Raw genomic sequence first — 19839 nt, 5'->3', positions numbered from 1 at the left:
CGTGTTCGGACGTCGCAACAAGAAGGATGCCGCCGAGGACGCGGCCGGCGAGGCCGAGCAGGTCGTCGACAGTGTCGACGCTGAGGCGGACGACGTGGAGGGCGTGCGTGAGCGCGTGCGGCTCGAGCCGGAGCCGCGGCCCGACGGGCCGTGGGACGACTCGGAGGTGCGCGACCCCGCCGAGGGGCGCGTCGACCTCGGCGGGCTCTTCGTGCCCGGGGTCGACGGCATGGAGCTGCGGGTCGAGGTGGCCGGCGACGCGATCGTCGCCGCGACGGTCGTGCTGCGCGACAGCGCCATCCAGCTGCAGGCCTTCGCCGCTCCCAAGCGCGAGGGCATCTGGGGCGAGGTGCGCGAGGAGATCGGCTCCGGCATCACCCAGCAGGGCGGCATCGTCGACGAGGTCGAAGGGCCGCTGGGCTGGGAGCTGCGGGCCCAGGTGCCGGTGCAACTGCCGGACGGCACGGGCGGCTTCCATGTCGTGCGTTTCGTCGGCGTGGACGGTCCCCGCTGGTTCCTGCGCGGGGTGATCTCGGGCCAGGGCGCGGTGCAGCCGCAGGCGGCGGGTCTGCTCGAGCAGATCTTCCGGGACACGGTCGTGGTGCGAGGCGAGGGGCCGATGGCGCCTCGCGACCCGATCGTCCTGAAGCTGCCGAACGACGCGCAGATGGTGCCCGAGGGTGTGCAGCAGCAGGACGAGAGCTCCCGCTTCTCGGGGGGCATGGGCCAGCTGCAGCGCGGACCGGAGATCACCGAGGTCCGGTAGTCGACGACCGGCCCCACGGCAGGCAGGGCCGCACCCTCAGGGGGGTGCGGCCCTTCGTCGTGCCCGCCGGGGCGCAGCCCCGTTCTCTTCTCCGCCGTGCGACCCGCGGGGGAAGGTCCGCGAGACCCGCAGGGGTGTGTCCGCGTGAACCGATCCGGGGGGCTCGTCCGATGAAGGGTCGAGGGATGCCCCCGACCGCCGGACGGCGTCAGGGTTGCGTCAACGGCGCCCCTCACCTGTCGGATCATCCCATTTGTCGGGACCGTTGGCCGTAAGGTCGACGCTGCACACGCAGATTCAGCGGAAGACAGTGAGGCCATGGCACGCGGCAAGCTTCGGATCTACCTCGGTGCGGCGCCGGGCGTGGGCAAGACGTACGCCATGCTCTGCGAAGCGCACCGGCGGCTGGAGCGCGGCACCGACTGCGTGGTGGCGTACGTCGAGCACCACGGCCGACAGCGCACCGAGGTGCTGCTGCACGGTCTGGAGCAGATCCCGCGCCGGGAGCTGGAGTACCGCGGCGGCTCCTTTGCCGAGATGGACGTGGACGCGGTCCTCGTCCGCGACCCGCAGGTCGCCCTGGTGGACGAACTCGCCCACACGAACGTCCCGGGCTCGCGCAACGTCAAACGCTGGCAGGACGTGGAGGAACTGCTCGCCGCCGGCGTCGACGTGGTCTCCACGGTGAACATCCAGCACCTGGAGTCCCTCGGCGACGTCGTGGAGTCGATCACGGGCGTCCGGCAGCAGGAGACGGTGCCCGACGGGTTCGTGCGGCGCGCCGACGAGATCGAGCTGGTGGACATGTCGCCGCAGGCGTTGCGCCGGCGGATGGCGCACGGCAACGTCTACCGGCCGGACAAGGTCGACGCGGCCCTGTCCAACTACTTCCGGCCCGGCAACCTCACAGCCCTGCGGGAGCTGGCCCTGCTGTGGGTCGCCGACCGGGCCGACGCGTATCTGAAGCAGTACCGCCGCGACCACCGGGTGTCGGCGATCTGGGGCTCGCGCGAGCGGATCGTGGTCGGACTGACCGGCGGCCCGGAGGGACGCACCCTCATCCGGCGGGCGGCGAGACTGGCGGAGAAGGGCGCCGGCGGCGAGGTGCTGGCCGTCTACATCGCCCGCAGTGACGGACTGACCTCGGCCTCCCCGAAGGAGCTGGCGCTCCAGCGCACCCTCGTGGAGGACCTCGGCGGCACCTTCCACCACGTGGTCGGCGACGACGTGCCGGCCGCGCTGCTGGACTTCGCCCGCGGGGTCAACGCCACCCAGATCGTGCTCGGCTCCTCCCGCCGCAAGACCTGGCAGTACGTCTTCGGACCCGGGGTCGGCGCGACGGTGGCCCGGGAGTCGGGGACCGACCTCGACGTGCACATCGTCACCCACGAGGAGGTCGCCAAGGGGCGTGGGCTGCCGGTGGCCCGGGGTGCCCGGCTCGGGCGGACCCGGATCGTCTGGGGCTGGCTCGTCGGGGTGGCGGGACCGGCGCTGGCGGCACTGCTGCTGAACACCGTCCACCTCGGCCTCGCCAACGACATGCTGCTGTTCCTGGCCGTGACCGTGGCGGCGGCGCTGCTCGGCGGTCTGCTGCCCGCACTGGCGTCCGCCGCCGTGGGCTCGCTCCTGCTGAACTACTTCTACACACCGCCCCTGCACCGGTGGACGATCGCCGACCCGAAGAACTTCGTCGCCATCGTGGTCTTCGTCGGCGTGGCGGTGTCGGTGGCCTCGGTGGTGGACCTGGCCGCCCGGCGTACGCACCAGGCGGCCCGGCTGCGGGCCGAGTCCGAGATCCTCTCCTATCTGGCGGGCAACGTGCTGCGGGGCGAGACCAGCCTGGAGGCGCTGCTGGAGCGGGTCCGCGAGACCTTCGCCATGGAGTCGGCGGCACTGCTGGAGCGGGCGGACGACCGGGCGCCGTGGACCCGCGCGGGCCACGTCGGCGGGGGCAGACCGGTCGAGCGGCCCGAGGAGGCCGACGTGGACGTCCCCGTCGGCGACCACCTGGCGCTCGCGCTCACCGGGCGGGTGCTGCCCGCGGAGGACCGGCGGGTGCTGGCGGCCTTCGCGGCGCAGGCGGTCGTCGTGCTGGACCGGCGGCGCCTGCGGGAGGAGGCCGAACGCTCCCGCGCGCTGGCAGAGGGCAACCGCATCCGCACTGCCCTGCTGGCCGCCGTCAGCCATGACCTGCGCACCCCGCTGGCCGGGATCAAGGCGGCGGTCTCCAGCCTCCGTTCCCCGGACGTCACGTGGTCGCCGGAGGACCGGGCGGAGCTGCTGGCGGGCATCGAGGAGGGCGCGGACCGCCTCGACCATCTGGTGGGCAACCTGCTGGACATGTCGCGCCTGCAGACCGGCACGGTCACGCCGATCTTCCGGGAGACCGACCTCGACGAGGTGGTGCCGATGGCGCTCGGCGGGGTGCCGGAGCCGGAGCGGAGCGTGGAGCTGGACATCCCGGAGACGCTGCCCATGGTCGCCGTGGACCCGGGCCTGCTGGAGCGGTCGGTCGCCAACCTGGTGGAGAACGCGGTCAAGTACAGCCCGGCGGACGCGCGCGTGCTGGTCTCCGCCAGTGCGATGTCCGACCGCGTCGAGGTGCGGGTCGTGGACTGCGGGCCGGGCGTCCCCGACGAGGCCAAGGAGCGGATCTTCGCGCCCTTCCAGCGGTACGGCGACGCCCCGCGCGGCGCGGGGGTGGGGCTCGGGCTCGCGGTCGCGCGGGGCTTCGCGGAGGCCATGGGCGGCACCCTCGAAGCCGAGGACACCCCCGGCGGCGGTCTCACCATGGTCCTCACCGTCCGGGCGGCCGGCCCGCGCCCCGAACAGCAACCCGTGCGACCCGAAAGGCGGACCTCATGCTGAGCCAGGCCGGGGGGGCACCCCAGGCATCCACGAGGGTGCTCGTCGTGGACGACGAGCCGCAGATCGTGCGCGCCCTCGTGATCAACCTCAAGGCCCGCGGATACGAGGTCGACGCGGCCCACGACGGCGCCACCGCCCTCCGGCTGGCCGCCGCCCGGCACCCCGACGTGGTCGTCCTCGACCTCGGGTTGCCGGATCTGGACGGCGTGGAGGTGATCAAGGGGCTGCGCGGCTGGACCCGGGCGCCGATTCTGGTGCTGTCCGCCCGGCACTCCTCGGACGAGAAGGTCGAGGCGCTCGACGCCGGCGCCGACGACTACGTCACCAAGCCCTTCGGCATGGACGAGCTGCTGGCGAGACTGCGGGCCGCCGTGCGCCGTGCCGAACCCGCCGGGGGCGAGGACGAGGCCCTGGTGGAGACCGACGGGTTCACCGTCGACCTGGGCGCCAAGAAGGTCAACCGGGCCGGGAAGGACGTCCGGCTGACGCCCACCGAATGGCACCTGCTGGAGGTGCTGGTGCGCAACACCGGTCGGCTGGTCAGCCAGAAGCAGCTGCTGCAGGAGGTGTGGGGGCCCTCGTACGGGACGGAGACCAACTATCTGCGGGTGTACATGGCCCAGCTCAGGCGCAAGCTCGAGAGGGATCCCTCCCACCCCAGGCACTTCCACACGGAACCCGGGATGGGCTACCGGTTCGAGCGTTGAATCCGGGTCGGGCCGACGCCGCGCGGCCATGGGCCGGCCGGACGATGGCCGGCGGTGGCGGTGGCGGGGCGCAAGGTGCGGCGGTGGCCTGCACAGGGGCAGGGGCAGGGGCAGGGGCAGAGAGGTGCGGCGGGTGGCCGGGGCAGGGGTTCGGCGGTGGTCGAGGTGGGGGTACGGCGGTGGCTACGGGTCGGCGCGGGCGCCCCGGTACGCTTCAGACATGAGTGCTGCCCCTCGTTCAGAAAAGCCGGTGGGCCGGTTCCGGCGCATGCTCGACCGGCTCTCCTCGTCGCAGGAGGACCTGGAGTCCGAGGAGCTGCGCGAGGACGCCGAGACGGCCGGCTGCACGCGGATAGGCGACTGCCAGGACCGACAGATCGTCACGGTTACTGGTACCTTGCGCACGGTCACCCTGCGGCCGCGCGCCGGAGTTCCGGCCCTCGAGGCCGAGCTGTTCGACGGCAGCGCCGCGCTCGACGTGGTGTGGCTGGGCAGGCGCTCCATCGTGGGCATCGAGCCGGGGCGCAGGCTCATCGCATCGGGCCGGGTCTCCATGAGCCGGGGCCGCCGGGTGCTGTTCAACCCCAAGTACGAACTGAGACCCCTGGGTAGGGAGTAGCCGGTGACGTCGCTCGACAAGCCGACCGAAGACGCGACCGTGGAGCATCCGACCGCGGAGGACACTGCCGCGGCCGACGCCCGGGCGGTGACGGAGGCCGCGCTGTTCGAGGCGTTCGGCGGGATCCGCGGCATGGTCGAGACGGTGGTGCCCGGCCTGGTCTTCGTCACGATCTTCACGATCAACAAGGACCTGCACATGTCCGCGATCGCCGCGCTCGCGGTGTCGCTGGTCCTGGTCGTGGTCCGCCTGGCGATGAAGGACACGGTCAAGCACGCGTTCAGCGGGGTCTTCGGCGTCGCCTTCGGCGTCGTCTTCGCGATGATGACCGGCAACGCCAAGGCCTTCTACCTGCCGGGCATGCTCTACACGCTGGGGCTGGCGCTCGCGTACATCATCACGACGCTGTGCGGGGTGCCGCTGATCGGTCTGATCCTCGGCCCGGTCTTCAAGGAGAACCTCTCCTGGCGGACCCGCAACCCAGGACGCAAGAAGGCCTACGCCAAGGCCAGCTGGGCCTGGGGGCTGATCCTCCTCGCCAAGTGCGCGGTCCTCTTCCCGCTGTACTGGTGGGCCGACACCACCCAGCTCGGCTGGGTGCTGGTCGCCCTGAAGATCCCGCCGTTCCTGCTGGCCGTCTGGCTGACCTGGGTCTTCCTCGCGAAGGCGCCCGCGCCGATCGACGTGTTCGCGGAGATGGAGGCGGAGGAGAAGGCTGCGGCCGCTGCTGCGGAGGCGTCCGAGGCCGGTGGGCGGCACCGCCGGGAGGGGTAGTTCCCGGTAGGGGTGGCCGTCCCTGGGGACTGTGCCCCCGGACCCCCGCGTCGGCCCCTGCACGGGCCTCGGCCCGGATCTCCCTCAGAGGGGGCGCCCCCCAGACGGGCTGGTCGTCCGGGCCCGCGATGAATGAAGCCGCCGCGCCGCGCTGAGAGGCGCAGGTAGCGGCAGAGGCAGCGGCAAAGGTGAAGGGCGTCCCGAGATCCCGGGGCGCCCTTCATTGTCGTCACCTGTTGCCGGCTCAGTCGCCCGTGTCGTCCTTGCGGACGGAGAGCAGGTCCTCGAGCTGTTCCTCTCTCGCCTGGGCGGCGACGAAGAGCAGTTCGTCGCCCGCCTCCAGGGAGTCCTCCCGGGTCGGGGTGAGAACCCGCGTGCCGCGGATGATGGTGACCAGCGAGGTGTCCTCCGGCCACTCCACGTCGCCGACCTGCGTGCCGGCCAGGGCCGACTCCTCCGGGAGCGTCAGTTCGACGAGGTTGGCGTCGCCGTGGCTGAAGCGCAGCAGACGCACCAGGTCGCCGACGCTCACGGCCTCCTCGACCAGGGCCGACATCAGGCGCGGGGTGGACACGGCCACGTCCACGCCCCAGGACTCGTTGAAGAGCCACTCGTTCTTCGGGTTGTTGACCCGGGCCACGACGCGCGGGACGCCGTACTCCGTCTTGGCGAGCAGTGAGACGACCAGGTTGACCTTGTCGTCGCCCGTCGCGGCGATGACGACGTTGCAGCGCTGCAGGGCCGCCTCGTCCAGTGAGGTGATCTCGCAGGCGTCGGCCAGCAGCCACTCCGCCTGGGGGACGCGCTCGACCGAGATGGCGGTCGGCGCCTTGTCCACGAGGAGGACCTCGTGGCCGTTCTCCAGCAGCTCGCCGGCGATCGAACGGCCGACGGCACCGGCTCCGGCAATGGCGACCCTCATCGGTGACCGTCCTCCTTGGGGCCTTCGGCGAACGACGCCTCGACCTTCTCGACCTCGTCGGTGCGCAGCATCACGTGCACCAGGTCGCCCTCCTGGAGGACCGTCTGCGAGCTGGGCAGAATGGCCTCGCCGAGCCGGGTCAGGAACGCCACGCGGACGCCCGTCTCCTCCTGCATCGTGCTGATCTTGTGGCCGACCCAGGACGCGGCGGCGTGTACCTCGGCCAGTTGGACGCCCCCGGTGGGATCGCGCCACAGCGGCTCGGCACCCGACGGCAGCAGCCGGCGCAGCATCTGGTCGGCCGTCCAGCGGACGGTGGCGACGGTGGGGATGCCCAGGCGCTGGTAGACCTCCGCGCGGCGCGGGTCGTAGATACGGGCCGCGACGTTCTCGATCCCGAACATCTCACGCGCCACTCGGGCGGCGATGATGTTCGAGTTGTCGCCGCTGGAGACGGCCGCGAACGCGCCGGCCTCCTCGATGCCCGCTTCGCGCAGGGTGTCCTGGTCGAAGCCGACCCCGGTGACCCGCCGGCCGCCGAAGCCGGAGCCCAGTCGTCGGAAGGCGGTGGGGTCCTGATCGATCACGGCGACCGTGTGCCCCTGTTGCTCCAGGGTCTGCGCGAGAGCGGAACCCACTCTGCCGCAGCCCATGATGACGATGTGCACGACCGTCCTTCCGAGGGTCAAGAAGTAAAGAAGTCCATAAATTTTCTGGCCTGGCTGGGAACAGGGTCTCAGACCGCGGCCCAAGCTACACAGGCGCGGTCGCCGCAGGGCACCCCCGTGCACCGTATGCGCCTGTCCGGGGGAGTGGGATCAGCGCCGGCTGATGCTCCACAGACTCAGGAAGGTGAGAACCCCCAGTCCCAGCAAGGCTCCTACGGCGCCGACGAGCTCCGCGGTCGTGTGCATGGACCCTCCGGGGGGCGGCAGTGGGCGGGGGATTGTCATATAGGCACGGCGACCGCCGCGGTCGCGCAACCCGCAGCCGCCGACCGGCCGATTTCACCCGGGAGGCAGATGCGCCACGCCGTCACCCGGCTGAGCCCGGGGGAGGGTGGGCGGTCCCGTGTTCGAAGGCCTACGATCCTCTGTTGTGTCCAAACTGACCGACGTGCCCAAACGGATCCTGATCGGGCGCGCACTGCGCAGTGATCGGCTCGGAGAAACGCTCCTGCCGAAGCGCATCGCTCTGCCCGTCTTCGCTTCCGACCCGCTGTCCTCCGTGGCCTACGCGCCTGGGGAGGTACTGCTGGTCCTGTCCATCGCGGGCGTGTCGGCCTACCACTTCAGCCCGTGGATCGCCCTCGCGGTCGTCGTGCTGATGTTCACGGTGGTCGCCTCCTACCGGCAGAACGTCCACGCCTACCCGAGCGGCGGTGGCGACTACGAGGTGGCCACCACCAACCTCGGCCCCAAGGCGGGCCTGACCGTCGCGAGCGCGCTGCTCGTCGACTACGTCCTCACGGTGGCCGTCTCCATCGCCTCCGGCATCGAGAACCTCGGCTCCGCGATCCCGTTCGTCGTCGAACACAAGGTGGCCTGCGCGGTCGCCGTGATCGTGTTGCTGACGCTGATGAACCTGCGCGGCGTCAAGGAGTCCGGCAAGCTCTTCGCCATCCCGACCTACGTGTTCGTCGCGGGCGTCTTCATCATGATCGCCTGGGGCGCCTTCCGCGGGGTGGTGCTCGGCGACACCATGCGGGCGCCGACCGCCGAGTACACGATCAAGGCCGAGCACCAGGGCCTGGCCGGTTTCGCCCTGGTCTTCCTGCTGCTGCGCGCCTTCTCCTCCGGCTGTGCCGCGCTCACCGGCGTGGAGGCGATCTCCAACGGCGTCCCCGCCTTCCGCAAGCCCAAGTCGAAGAACGCGGCGAGCACGCTCGCGGCGATGGGCCTGCTGGCCGTCACCATGTTCTGCGGGATCATCGTCCTGGCCCTGGTGACCGATGTCCGGATGGCCGAGAACCCGGCCGCCGACCTGCTGCACAACGGCGTCGCCGTCGGCTCCGAGTACGTCCAGAACCCGGTGATCACCCAGGTCGCCGAGGCCGTCTTCGGCAAGGGCAGCTTCCTGTTCGTCGTGCTCGCCGCGGCCACCGCCCTGGTGCTGTTCCTGGCGGCGAACACCGCCTACAACGGCTTCCCGGTGCTCGGCTCGATCCTCGCCCAGGACCGCTACCTGCCCCGCCAGCTGCACACCCGCGGCGACCGCCTCGCCTTCTCCAACGGCATCGTGCTGCTCGCCGGGGCGGCCACCCTGCTGGTCGTCATCTACGGCGCCGACTCCACCCGGCTGATCCAGCTGTACATCGTCGGCGTGTTCGTGTCCTTCACGCTCAGCCAGACCGGCATGGTCCGGCACTGGAACCGGCTCCTGGCCACCGAGACCGACCAGGTCAAGCGCCGCCACATGGTCCGCTCGCGGGCGATCAACACCTTCGGCGCCTTCTTCACCGGCCTGGTCCTGGTCGTCGTCCTCGGCACCAAGTTCACGCACGGAGCGTGGGTCGCGCTGCTCGGCATGGTGATCTTCTACGGGACGATGACCGCGATCCGCCGCCACTACGACGGTGTCGCCGCCGAGATCGCCGCCCCCGAGGGGCCCAGCGACGACAGCGTCCGGCCCTCTCGCGTCCACTCGGTGCTGCTCATCTCCAAGATCCACCGGCCGACGCTGCGGGCCCTCGCCTACGCCAAGCTGATGCGCTCCGACACGCTGGAGGCGCTGACCGTCAACGTCGACCCGGCCGAGACGAAGACGCTGCGCGACGAGTGGGAGCGGCGCGGGATCGACGTACCGCTGAAGGTCCTGGACTCGCCCTACCGCGAGGTCACCCGGCCGGTCATCGAGTACGTCAAGAGCCTGCGCCGGGAGTCGCCGCGCGACGCCGTGTCGGTGATCATCCCCGAGTACGTGGTCGGTCACTGGTACGAGCACCTGCTGCACAACCAGAGCGCCCTGCGGCTGAAGGGCCGGCTGCTGTTCACGCCGGGCGTCATGGTCACGTCCGTCCCGTACCAGTTGCAGTCCTCCGAGGCGGCGAAGAAGCGGGCGCGCAGGCGACAGGAGTGGAACGCTCCCGGTTCGGTGCGGCGCGGGCCGCTGCAGGAGGGGCACCACCCGAAGGAGCCGTCGGCTCCGCCCGGCCCGCCGGATTCCGGCAACGCCGAGAACTCCTCGGAGCCGGACGCGAAGAACTGACCCCCGCTCCGCGCGGACCTCTGTTCCGCGCGGGCCCTCGTTCCGTGCGGACCCCGTTTCCGCGTCCCGGCGCGTGGTGAACGGCCGGACGACAGCCACGTAGACTGGTGGGCTGTTGTCCGGCCGTTCCTCGTTCGACGTTGTGGAGTCACCCCGCCATGCAGGCAGAACCGAAGAATCCGCAGGCGGTGTCGCTCGTCGGGCAGGAGTACGAGGTCGAGATCGGCCCCGTCGCCCACGGCGGCCATTGCATCGCCCGGACGGAGGCCGGCCAGGTCCTGTTCGTCCGGCACACACTGCCCGGTGAGCGGGTGGTGGCCCGTGTGACGGAGGGCGAGGAGGGCGCGCGTTTCCTGCGGGCCGACGCCGTGCAGGTCCTGGAGGCGTCCAAGGACCGCGTCGAGGCTCCCTGCCCGTACGCCGGCCCCGGCCGCTGCGGCGGCTGCGACTGGCAGCACGCCAAGCCCGGCGCGCAGCGCCGCCTCAAGGGCGAGGTCATCGCCGAGCAGTTGCAGCGGCTCGCGGGCCTCACGCCCGAGGAGGCCGGCTGGGACGGCACCGTGATGCCGGCCGAGGGCGACAAGCTCCCGGCGGGTCAGGTGCCCCAGTGGCGGACCCGCGTGCAGTACGCGGTGGACGCCGACGGCAACGCCGGTCTGCGACGCCACCGCTCGCACGAGGTCGAGCCGATCGAGCACTGCATGATCGCGGCGCCGGGCGTCAGCGAGCTGGGCATCGAGGAGCGCGACTGGTCCGGCATGGCCTCCGTCGACGCCATCGCCGCGACGGGTTCCCAGGACCGCATGGTGATCCTCGAACCCCGGCCCGGCGCGCGCCTTCCCCTCGTCGAACTCGACAGGCCCGTCTCCGTCATGCGCGTCGAGGAGCACGACGGCGGCATCCACCGCGTCCACGGCCGCGGGTTCGTACGGGAGCGGGCCGACGGCCGCACCCACCGCGTCGGCAGCGGCGGCTTCTGGCAGGTCCACCCGCAGGCCGCCGACACCCTTGTCAAGGCCGTCATGCAGGGCCTGCTGCCGCGCAAGGGCGACATGGCGCTCGACCTGTACTGCGGCGTCGGCCTCTTCGCCGGAGCACTCGCCGACCGGCTCGGCGACAAGGGCGCGGTCCTCGGCATCGAGTCGGGCAAGCGCGCCGTCGAGGACGCCCGGCACAACCTCGCCGGCTTCGAGCGGGTGCGGATCGAGCAGGGCAAGGTCGAGACCGTCCTGCCGCGGACCGGGATCACCGAGGTGGACCTCATCGTCCTGGACCCGCCGCGCGCGGGAGCGGGCAAGAAGACGGTGGAGCACCTGTCGTCGCTGGGCGCGCGGAAGATCGCCTACGTGGCCTGCGACCCGGCCGCGCTGGCCCGGGACGTGGCCTACTTCCGGGACGGCGGATACCGGGTGCGGACGCTACGGGCGTTCGACCTGTTCCCGATGACGCACCACGTGGAGTGCGTGGCGATTCTGGAGCCTGCTGACAAGGGCGCCTGACCTGTGGTTTCGTGGCCCTGGTGGGTTATTCGACCTGTTTCCCTCCGTGCAGCGGGTCGAGCGGACAGTTCATCCTTCGCAGCCTCCTGACCTGCGAATTCACTAGAGAGGCGCTTGCGTCGGCGACGCCTTCAGGGGCTCGTTGGAGAATCTTGACGCTCGGATGACGCTCGAAGCGGAAGTCTCCGCCTTCCGGACCTCCGTCTGCGGCCGTGCGGACTGGACCATCGGCACAGGGAGGGATCCGCCACGGGCGTCCCGTTGCGCCGTTCTGTATCAGGGGACGCGGCGGCGCCTCCACCGTCAAGAACGACGTCATGCCCCACTGGTCGGATTGGGAGATGCGGGCCGTTACTCGCATGGACGTCCAGAGCTGGATTCGCTCCCTGGTGGCTGGAGGCGTGGGCGCTGCCGCGACCACGGGCGTACAACCTGACCTCGTGCATCATGCGCGCGGCCGTGGATGACGATGTGATCGCACACCCTCACCGCGGACCCGGTCGCCTACCAGGTGTCGGTCTTCCTCGAGGTCGAGGGCGCAGCCCACTAACTGCCGGCCTACGCCGGCAACCTCGACATCATTGACCAGCGCTGCCGTCCGTATGGCCGAGGCCATGGTCGCCCACACCAACGAACTTCAGGGTGCGGGCGCATGACCGTCGACAGGCTCTTCATCCAGGACGTGACCTTGCGGGACGGCATGCATGCCATCCGCCACCGCATCGAGCCGGAGCAGCTCGGCCGGATCGTCGCCGCACTCGACGCCGCGGGCGTCGACGGCATCGAGGTCTCCCACGGCGACGGCCTCGCCGGCGGCTCCTTCAATACGGTCCGGGCAGCCACACCGACTGGGAGTGGATCGAGACCGCCGCCGCCCACATCGAGAACGCCCGCCTCACCACGCTGCTGCTGCCCGGCATCGGCACCATCAAGGAGCTCAAGCAGACGTACGCGCTCGGCGTCCGCTCCGTGCGTGTGGCCACCCACTGCACCGAGGCCGACGTCTTCGCGCAGCACATCGCCACCGCCCGTGAGCTTGGCATGGACGTGTCCGGCATTCTGATGATGAGCCACATGGCGGACGCCAGGACGCTCGCCGGGCGGGCCGCGCTCATGGAGTCGTACGGCGCGCGGTGCGTCTACGTCACCGACTCCGGCGGCCGTCTGATGACGGACGGCATTCGCGACTGCATCCGCGCCTACCGGGACGTCCTCGACCCGACGACCGAGATCGGCGTCCACGCCCACGAGCACCTCTCCCTCTCGGTCGCCAACTCGATGACCGCGGTGGAGGAGGGAGTCACCCGGGTCGACGCCTCGCTTGCAGGCCAGGGCGCGGGCGCCGGCAACACCCCGCTGGAGGCGTTTATCGCAGTGGCCGACCTCAACGGCTGGGCCCACGGCTGCGACCTGTTCGGGCTTCAGGACGCCGCCGACGACCTGGTTCGTCCAAATGTTCGCTGCATGGCTCCGGCGCGGTCCCTACGCGGCGTGTACCCACTTCAGGGCAGACGCGCGGAGCCCCTCGATCGTCCGTCGGACGTCCGCGACCGGCACGCAGTGGCCCGGCCGTGCGGTCATGGCCATGGCCAGGCTCCGGCGGGCCAGCTCGCCGTCGCCCGGGGACCAGACGGAACGCTTCTCGAGATCCATGAGCGCGTGGTCGACGCCTCCGTCGGCCGCGACGCCCAGTTCCGCGAGGGCGGCCTTGGCCGCGGCGACGACGACAGCGCCGCAGAGCCTCGCCGCGACGCCGGCCTCGCCCTCGTCGGCGGCGCGCTCCGCGAGCGTGAGAACGGCGTCGGAGCCGCTGCCCAGCGCGTTCATGTCGTGCGTCAGGAACAGACCGCGGATGTCCTCCATGACGACGTCCAGGTACAGCTGCCGGTAGAACGACGGGCAGGCACAGTCCCGTACGTCTGCCCGCCACCAGTAGTTGACCGAGACCGAGGCTTCGTCCTGGGCGGAGACCTGGTGCCACCAGAAGGCCGGAAGGAAGAGCAGGTCACCCGGCTCGACCACGGCCTCCCAGTACTCCGCCTGCTCGAACCTGGGGAACTGCTGCAGGTCGGGGGCCTTCAGGTCGACGCGGCTCAGGTGCCGGGTGCGGATGTCGAGCGGACCCGGGTAGAGCAGGTCGCTCTGGTCCGGGTTGAAGAGCAGGAATCGCTTCGTCCCGTCGAGCTGCGCGAACAGGTTGTGCATGTTGTCGTAGTGCAGGGGGGTGTTCGACGCGCCCGAGGCCATCCACAGGTTGATGTCGGTGATGGCCGCGGCCGGAACGCACGGGGGGACGACGAGTTCGCCGTGCAGCTCGGGAAGCCTGTCGGCGATCGACATCTGCTGCATGCTGAGCCGGCGGCCGGACCGCGTGTCGCGGAACTCGGCCGCGAGCCGAGATCCGCGCATGTGCTCGTAGCGCAGACCCTCGCGTGCGTCCAGATTGTACCGGAACGCGCCGTCCGCCTCCGCGATGCTGACGGGCATCTCGCGGTCGCCCAGACGCTCGGAAATGTACTCGGGAGTCCACTTCTGCATGGCGTCGAGCGCGTCGGTGCCGCGGATCACCAACGGGGTCGTGGTGAGGACCGAAGCGCGGGTGAGGGGTTCTTCGGGCAACGAGGAAACGATGTCCACGTGTCCCAGCGAGCGGGCTCCCGGCATGACAGCTTTCCCTTCCGAGGGAAACGTGTGACGAAGAACCGATGCCTGGGTCCGTCCGTCACCGGGCTTCGGGCGATCCGAACCACGATGTTCGACAGAGGTGTTCATGTCGAGGCGTGAGTGTCCGAACGCCCGCCGAGTCCCCGATCCGGTCGTTCAACCGGCGCATCCGCTGCAGTTGATCGGGCTGACGAAGGTGGCGACCCGCCCGCCCGCTGCGGCAGACTCCAGGAGAACCGAGCCCGGGCCTGCTCGATCGTGCGGAAACACGGAATCCATGGCGGTCGCTCACCGCCCGGTGAGAGGACCAGGGGCCGCCCCGGACACGCGGGCGCAGAACATCCCCGCGTCGTCCCGGTACCCGCAGACAACCCACACCGGCGCATCGCGTACCGCTTCGGAAGGAACACCCCACGCATGAGCCACAGCACAGCACTCACCGGCCCGCGCAAGACAGCGGTCGCGACGGCCCAGCCCCTTCCATCCGTAATCCCGGCGCAGCGGCGATGGCGCGCACCGCATGTCCAGCTGCCGACACAGTTCAGGCCGCGCTGAGCGGTTCGGGCATTACTTGCCGGCAGCCGGATTCGCGGATCTCGCCCGCGCCCGCCCGCCCGTTCGCCCGCGCGGAGAGGAGAGTCCCGTGAATCCGACGCTCGAACCCAGCGTGCTCCATCTGCTGCGCCGCCACGCAACCGAGCGGCCCGACCGGACCGCCGTGACGTTCGTCCACGACCACGACGCGCCCGACGGCGCGCGGAGCCTGACCTACGCCGAGTTGGATACGGAGGCCCGCCGCGTCGCGTCCTGGCTGCAGGAACGCTGTGCCCCCGGCGACCGGGCACTGCTGCTGCACCCGGCCGGGCTGCCGTTCGTCACCGCCTTCCTCGGCTGCCTCTACGCCGGGGTCGTCGCGGTGCCCTCACCGATGCCGGGTCAGTTCCAGTACCAGCAGCGCCGCGTGACGAAAATCGCCAACGACGCGGACCTGAGCGTGGCACTCACCGACGTCGGCCAGCTGCACGAGGCACAGCAGTGGGCCGCCGGCAGCGGAGTCGATCTGCCCGTCGCGGCCAGCGACGCCCCCGACTTCGGCGACGGCGGGAGCTGGCGCGACCACAGCGCCACCGCCCAGGACCTGGCGCTGCTGCAGTACACCTCCGGCTCGACGGGCGACCCCAAGGGCGTCATGGTCGACCACGCCAACCTGCTGCACAACGCGGCCAGCTTCGGCCGGGCCCTCGGCTTCACCGAGGAGACCAACTTCGGCGGCTGGATCCCCCTGTACCACGACATGGGCTTGATGGCGCAGACGCTGCCCGGCCTCTTCCTCGGCAGCCAGGTCGTGCTGATGTCGCCGATGGCCTTCCTCAAGCGCCCGTACCACTGGCTCAAGCTGATCGACCGCTACGACATCGGCCTCTCGGCCGCGCCCAACTTCGCCTACGAGCTGTGCACCCGGCGGGTCACCGACGAGCAGACAGCCGGACTCGACCTGTCCCGCTGGCGGTTCGCCTGCAACGGCTCCGAGCCGATCCAGGCCAGCACGCTGCGGGAGTTCGCCGAACGCTTCGCCCCGGCCGGCTTCCGGGCCGAGCAGTTCGCCCCCTCGTACGGGATGGCCGAGGCCACCGTCTTCATCTCCGCCCGCGCGTCCCGCCCGCCGGTCTTCCGCGCCGTCGACGCGCAGGCGCTGGAGAAGCACCTCGTCCAGGACCCCGGGCCGAATGACCCGGTGCGCGAGCTCGTGGGCTGCGGCGACGCCCTCGGCTCCGACGTGCGCATCGTCGACGAGCAGGGCACCGTGCTGCCCGACGGCACCACCGGCGAGATCTGGCTGCGCGGACCGAGCACCGCCAGAGGCTACTGGGGCCGTCCGGACGCGACCGAGCAGACCTTCCACGCCCGCACCGCCGACGGCGACGGACCCTATCTGCGCACCGGCGACCTCGGAGTCCTCGTCGACGGCGAGATCTACGTGACCGGCCGCACCAAGGACCTTCTCATCGTGCACGGCCGCAACCTCTACCCGCACGACATCGAGCACGAACTGCGGCTGCAGCACGCGCCGCTGAGGACCCTGGCCGGCACCGCCTTCACCGTCCCCGTGCCGCACGAGGAGGTCGTGGTGGTGCACGAGATCCGCGGCCGGTTCACCGAGGAGCAGCTGCGCGAACTCACCGTCGCCATGCGCGCCACCGTGCACCGCGAGTTCGGCGTGCACGCCGCGGGCATCGTGCTGCTGCGGCCCGGTGCCGTCCGCAAGACCACCAGCGGCAAGGTGCAGCGCAGCGAGATGCGCGGCCTCTTCCTGGCGGGAGACCTCACCCCGCTGTACGCGGACCTGGCCCCCAGCCTGCAGACGGCTCGGGCGGGAGCGGCCGGGTGAGCGCGCGTGTGCCGCAGTGGCCCGTCGGCGTACCGGCCGCGCTGGCCGAGGCGATGGACACGGCGGCTGCGGCGGGCGGCCCGTTCAGCGGGCGCCGAACCGCGGAGCTGGACGCCGCGGAGGCCTTCCCCGACCACGAGTGCGCCCTGCTGGACGCCGCCGGCTTCCCCCGCGCCTACGTGCCGGCCCCGCTCGGCGGAGCCTGCGGGGGCCTGCCCGAACTGGTCGACGCGCTGCGCGTGGTGGCGGCCCGCGACCTGACCGTCGCCGTGGCCCACGGCAAGACCTTCCTCGGCTCGGTGTCGACCTGGGTCGCCGGAACCGAGGAGCAGCAGCGGGCCTTGGCCGCCCTGGTGCTCGACGAGCACGCGGTGGTCGCCTGGGGCCTGACCGAGCCGGGCATCGGCAGCGACCTGTTGGCCGGCAACCTGGCCGCCGTCCCCGCACCGGACGGCGGATGGCGGCTCACCGGCGAGAAATGGCCGATCAACAACGCCACGCGGGGGCGGCTCGTCTGCGTCCTGGCGCGCACCGGCCCGGACGGCGGGCCGCGCGGGTTCAGCCTCTTCCTGGTCGACAAGTCCACTCTCCCGGACGGCGCCTGGCAGCCGTTGCCCAAGGAACCCACCCACGGCATCCGCGGCGCGGACATCAGCGGGATCCGCCTGAACGGCGCGCCCGTCCCGGCCGACGCGCTGATCGGGCGGATCGGCGACGGCCTCGGCATCGTCCTGAACGCGCTGCAGCTCACCCGCACTATGTGCGTCGCGCTCTCCCTGGGCGTCGGCGAGCACGCGCTGCGCCTGGCCGCCGAGTTCGCCGCCGAGCGCGCCCTCTACGGCACCCGGCTGCTGCTTCTGCCGCTGGCCCGGCGCACGCTGGGCCGGGCCGCCGCCTCCCTGGCCCTGGCCGACGCCGCGACCCTGCTGGCGGCGCGCTGCGCCCACGGGCTGACCGGCGAGATGAGCACCGTCTCGGCAGCCGTCAAGGCCGGGGTGCCCTGGTTGGTCCAGCAGGCCATCGACGACCTCGCAGAAGTGATGGGCGTCCGCGGATTCCTGACGGGCCATCATGCGGACGGCGCGTTCCAGAAAATGGAACGTGACCACCGGATCGTGGCCGTCTTCGACGGCAGCACCGCGGTCAACCGTTCCCTGCTCATCTCCCAGTTCCCCCTGCTGGCCCGACTGATCCGCACCGGCGCCCACGACGCGGCCGGACTCGCCGCGGTCACCGGGGAGACCCCGCTGCCCGACCTCGACTTCCGGGCCCTGCGCCTGGTGAGCCGCACGGGCTGCAGCATCGTCCAGTCGGTGCCGGACGCCGCCGGGCGGGTCGCCGCTCTGGCCGCGGCCGGCTCCCTGCCGGAGCGCGTCGCCGAACTGGCCGCCCAGCTCTCCGCGCAGACGCGGGCGCTCGCGGACGCCATGGCCGAACTGCCCCCGAGCGCAGGGTCCGCCCCGGCCGCGGCCTTCGCCGTAGCCCGGCGCTTCGAGCTGTGCTTCGCCGGTGGCGCCGTCCTCCACCTGCTCGCCGCGTCCGGCGGCCAGGAGCGCACGGTGACCCTGACCGCGGCCCTGGAGAGGTGCCTGGAGCTGCTGGTGCCCGGCCACCGGCCACCCTCCGACGCCTACGAGCCCCTCGTCCCGCCCCTCGCGCACCCCGTGGAGGAACCGGTCCGATGACCCTTGTCGATCCCGCCGGAAGCACCGCCCCCGCAGCAGCCGCCGACCCGAGCGACCGGCTGGAGGCCCTGCTCGGCCACGCCGGCGACCCCGCCAACCCGGTCGGCCGGGCCGCGGTGCTCGCAGCCGACGCCCAGGGCACCCTGCTCACGGCCGGCGAGGAGATGCTCACCGCCTTCGGCCTGAACGCCCAGTTCGTCCCACAGGCCCTGGGCGGCCGGTTCACCGGTCCGGAGGAACTCATCGCCGTCATGCGCGCCGTCTACCGGCGCGACCCCTGCCTGGGCCTAGGCTACGGCGTCGGCTCCTTCATGGCCGCCGTCAACGTCTGGACCGCCGGCAGCGTCGAACAGCAGGCCCGGCTCGCCGAGCACCTGCTCTCCGGGGGCCGGGTGGCCTGCGGCTACCACGAGTTGGCCCACGGCAACGACTTCGCCCGCGCCGAGGTCCGCGCGCTGCCCGGTCCGGACGGGCGGCTGCTCCTCAACGGCCGCAAGGAAGTGGTGGCCAACATCACCCGGGCCGGCGCCATCGTGGTCTTCGCCCGCACCAGCGACGCCCCCGGCAGCCGCAGTCACTCCCAGCTCCTGCTGGAGGCGGACCGGCTGCCACCGGAGACCGTCACCCACCTGCCCCGCTACGGCACCGTCGGGATGCGCGGCGTACCGCTCGGCGGGATCGAGTTCACCGACTGCCCCGTCCCGGCCGACTCCGTGGTCGGCACCCCCGGCCACGGACTGGAGACGGCCCAGCGTTCCTTCCAGCTCACCCGGATCGCGCTGCCCGGCATGACCGCCGGCCTGCTCGACACCGCGCTGCGCACCGCCCTGCGCGGCGCGCTCGGACGCCGGTTGTACGGCGGCACCGCCGCCGACCTGGCCCTGTCCCGGACGCTGCTCGCCGAGGCCTTCGCGGACCTGCTGCTCGCGGACGCGTTCGTCACCGTGGCCGCCCGCGCGGCCCACACCGCTCCCGCGCAGTGCGCCGTGTACGCCTCGGCCGTCAAACTCACCGTCCCGGCGCTGCTGATGGCGGCCGTCCGGCGGCTCGGCGACCTGCTCGGCTCACAGTTCTACCTGCGCGACGCGGAGCAGCCGCTGTTCCAGAAGCTGCAGCGCGATGTGCTGCCCTCGGCCTTCGGCCACGCCTCCCGGGTCTCCTGCCAGTCCGCGCTGCTGCCGCAACTGCCGCTGACCGTACGGCGGACCTGGAGCAAGGAGGACGGTCCTGCGCTGCCCGACGTCACCTTCCGGCCCGGGGAGGCGCTGCCACCGATGGACTTCGGCGCCCTCGCCGTCACCGCGGGCGGACGCGACCCGCTCTCCCGGACCCTGCTCGAGGGGGCCGAGCGGCGCACCGGCGAAGACCCGGCGATCGCCGCACAGGCCGTGGAGCATGCCGCCGAGGTGCGGGCGCTGGCCACCGAGGCAGCCCTGCTCACCCCCGCCCAGCTGGGCCCCGCGGCACCGCCCGAGGCCTTCGACCTGACGACCCGGTGGGCCTCGGCGCTCGCCGCCGCGGCCTGCCTGGGCCTGTGGTGGCAGCGGCCGCGGGACGGGCGCGGCCCGGGCGCCGAGCCCGCCTGGGTCCTGGCGGCGCTGCACCGCCTGGGCGCCCACACCGGGCGGCATCACGACCCGCTGCCCGAGCCGCTCACCGAGCGTCTGTACGCGGAGCTCCTCCGGCGCCACGACGCCGGCCTCACATTCGACCACGCGTGCCGCCCCACCGGCGCGTGA

At 71.9% G+C, this 19839-nt stretch carries 13 protein-coding genes and 1 pseudogene; 11 read left to right on the top strand and 3 right to left on the bottom strand.

The genetic code is table 11. The annotated features are described in order from the left end of the window. The first annotated feature begins 1 nt into the window (after window position 1). The 5 genes from C6376_RS00105 (at window position 2) to C6376_RS00085 (ending at window position 5734) form a co-directional block, all read left to right on the top strand. A complete protein-coding gene (locus C6376_RS00105; protein WP_107441517.1) occupies window positions 2–766 on the top strand; it encodes a DUF3710 domain-containing protein in 765 nt (254 codons plus the stop codon). A gap of 318 nt (window positions 767–1084) precedes the next feature. Beyond that, window positions 1085–3634, top strand: a complete 2550-nt coding sequence (locus tag C6376_RS00100) for an ATP-binding protein (RefSeq protein WP_107441516.1) — start codon at window positions 1085–1087, stop codon at window positions 3632–3634. Beyond that, complete coding sequence (locus tag C6376_RS00095) at window positions 3628–4341, top strand: response regulator (protein WP_107441515.1); 714 nt, start codon at window positions 3628–3630, stop codon at window positions 4339–4341. Before C6376_RS00100 ends, C6376_RS00095 begins: the two co-directional genes overlap by 7 nt. Window positions 4342–4561: 220 nt before the next feature. After that, on the top strand, window positions 4562–4960 hold the full coding sequence (locus C6376_RS00090; protein ID WP_107441514.1) for an OB-fold nucleic acid binding domain-containing protein: 399 nt from the start codon (window positions 4562–4564) through the stop codon (window positions 4958–4960). 3 nt (window positions 4961–4963) lie between these two features. Beyond that, the gene (locus C6376_RS00085; RefSeq protein WP_173985550.1) at window positions 4964–5734 is read left to right on the top strand and encodes a DUF3159 domain-containing protein; all 771 of its coding nucleotides are present in this window, start codon (window positions 4964–4966) and stop codon (window positions 5732–5734) included. 244 nt (window positions 5735–5978) lie between these two features. Here the strand turns inward: C6376_RS00085 and C6376_RS00080 are convergent, their stop codons facing one another. Together C6376_RS00080 and C6376_RS00075 are read right to left on the bottom strand one after the other, a co-directional pair. Further along, complete coding sequence (locus C6376_RS00080) at window positions 5979–6656, bottom strand: TrkA family potassium uptake protein (RefSeq protein ID WP_107441513.1); 678 nt, start codon at window positions 6654–6656, stop codon at window positions 5979–5981. Further along, window positions 6653–7324 (bottom strand): TrkA family potassium uptake protein, encoded by a 672-nt coding sequence (locus tag C6376_RS00075; protein WP_057575491.1) that lies wholly within the window; start codon window positions 7322–7324, stop codon window positions 6653–6655. The genes C6376_RS00080 and C6376_RS00075 overlap by 4 nt, the downstream gene beginning before the upstream one ends. 430 nt (window positions 7325–7754) lie before the next feature. Here C6376_RS00075 and C6376_RS00070 point away from each other — a divergent pair, with 430 nt between their 5' ends. The 3 genes and pseudogenes from C6376_RS00070 to dmpG all read left to right on the top strand — a co-directional run. Then, the gene (locus C6376_RS00070; RefSeq protein WP_254075795.1) at window positions 7755–9863 is read left to right on the top strand and encodes an APC family permease; all 2109 of its coding nucleotides are present in this window, start codon (window positions 7755–7757) and stop codon (window positions 9861–9863) included. Between the two features lie 158 nt (window positions 9864–10021). Beyond that, on the top strand, window positions 10022–11362 hold the full coding sequence (locus C6376_RS00065; RefSeq protein ID WP_107441512.1) for a class I SAM-dependent RNA methyltransferase: 1341 nt from the start codon (window positions 10022–10024) through the stop codon (window positions 11360–11362). A gap of 652 nt (window positions 11363–12014) precedes the next feature. Next, a pseudogene (gene dmpG / locus C6376_RS00050) lies at window positions 12015–12814 on the top strand (4-hydroxy-2-oxovalerate aldolase); the annotation flags it as partial. A 30-nt stretch (window positions 12815–12844) separates the two neighbouring features. Here dmpG and C6376_RS00045 read toward each other — a convergent pair. Continuing rightward, window positions 12845–13981: a cupin-like domain-containing protein gene (locus C6376_RS00045; protein ID WP_159083129.1), complete on the bottom strand. Its 1137-nt coding sequence runs from the start codon at window positions 13979–13981 to the stop codon at window positions 12845–12847. Between the two features lie 688 nt (window positions 13982–14669). Between C6376_RS00045 and C6376_RS00040 the strand changes: the two genes are divergently transcribed. From C6376_RS00040 to C6376_RS00030, 3 genes are read left to right on the top strand one after another with little or no spacing between them, the layout of a single operon-like run. Then, complete coding sequence (locus C6376_RS00040; protein WP_254075794.1) at window positions 14670–16415, top strand: fatty acyl-AMP ligase; 1746 nt, start codon at window positions 14670–14672, stop codon at window positions 16413–16415. Next, a complete protein-coding gene (locus tag C6376_RS00035) occupies window positions 16412–18100 on the top strand; it encodes an acyl-CoA dehydrogenase family protein (RefSeq protein WP_107441509.1) in 1689 nt (562 codons plus the stop codon). The genes C6376_RS00040 and C6376_RS00035 overlap by 4 nt, the downstream gene beginning before the upstream one ends. Beyond that, the gene (locus C6376_RS00030) at window positions 18097–19839 is read left to right on the top strand and encodes an acyl-CoA dehydrogenase (RefSeq protein ID WP_107441508.1); all 1743 of its coding nucleotides are present in this window, start codon (window positions 18097–18099) and stop codon (window positions 19837–19839) included. Before C6376_RS00035 ends, C6376_RS00030 begins: the two co-directional genes overlap by 4 nt.

Source organism: Streptomyces sp. P3, assembly GCF_003032475.1.
Taxonomy (GTDB): Bacteria; Actinomycetota; Actinomycetes; order Streptomycetales; family Streptomycetaceae; genus Streptomyces.
Note: the sequence above shows the minus strand (reverse complement) of the source record. Positions and strands in the feature narration are given on the sequence as shown.